The 1,000-nt window shown below is 59.1% G+C and carries 1 protein-coding gene; it reads left to right on the top strand.

Annotation, left to right across the window (positions count from 1 at the left end):
- Positions 1 to 873, top strand: an 873-nt coding sequence (locus tag KQH60_RS14700; RefSeq protein ID WP_237577137.1) for an IS701 family transposase, incomplete at its 5' end; no start/stop codon positions are given.
- Positions 874 to 1,000: the final 127 nt, after the last annotated feature.

Genomic DNA, 1,000 nt, shown 5'->3' with positions numbered 1-1,000 from the left:
GCCGTGCTGATTGTGGATGAAACAGGATTCGTCAAGAAAGGCGAGCACTCGGTCGGCGTGCAGCGTCAGTATAGTGGCACCGCGGGGCGCATCGAGAACAGCCAGATTGGGGTGTTTCTCTGTTATGCCGGCGAGAAGGGCAGTGCCTTCATTGATCGAGAGCTTTATCTACCCAAAGCCTGGACAGAAGAGCCGGCGCGTTGCGTGGCTGCGGGCGTTCCTGAGCCGGTCAAGTTTGCCACCAAGCCCCAATTGGCTCGACAGATGCTTGAGCGAGCCTTGGATGCGGGCGTGCCCTGCGGGTGGGTGACGGGCGATGAGGTGTACGGGGGCGATCGCAGGTTGAGGCTATGGTTGGAATCGCGCAAGCAGCCGTTTGTGATGGCGGTGGCAAAGAGTGAACCGCTATGGTGGCAGGGGCCGACGTATGTTCGTGCGCAGCGCATTGCGCAGAGCGTGCCTGCCCGGGCATGGCAACGTTTGTCTGCAGGCGCTGGAGCGAAAGGCAAGCGCCTCTACGACTGGGCACTCATTGAGCTGTGGCGCTTGCAAACTAGCGCTGAGGAGCGCCGCTTCGGACACTATTTGCTGGTACGGCGCAGCCTCGATGAGAAACGGGAGCATGCCTATTACATCGTCTACGTGCCACGCAGCAAGGCATCGAAGCAGGCACTGGTTAATGTGGCGGGGCGCAGATGGCAAATTGAGATCAGCTTTGAGGCAGCCAAGGGCGAATGCGGTTTGGATCAGTACGAGGTGCGTCGATGGCAGGGCTGGTATCGACATATCACCCTCGCGCTGCTAGCCCATGCTGTTCTGGTTACGCTTGGCGCGCGCAGTAAAAAAAAACGCCTGAAGGCAGAGTGCCGCTGAGCGTGCAGGAGGTTCGCCGATTGCTATGCCGTCTTTTATGGAGGGGATTGAGCTCGATTAACACTGTTCTGCGATGGTCAATCTGGCGTCGCACCCATCAATGGCGAGCGCAGCAGGCTCATTATCG

Source organism: Mycetohabitans sp. B8, assembly GCF_021991875.1.
Classification (GTDB): domain Bacteria; phylum Pseudomonadota; class Gammaproteobacteria; order Burkholderiales; family Burkholderiaceae; genus Mycetohabitans.
The sequence above is the reverse complement of the archived record's forward strand: the minus strand, read 5'-3'. Positions and strand labels throughout refer to the sequence as shown.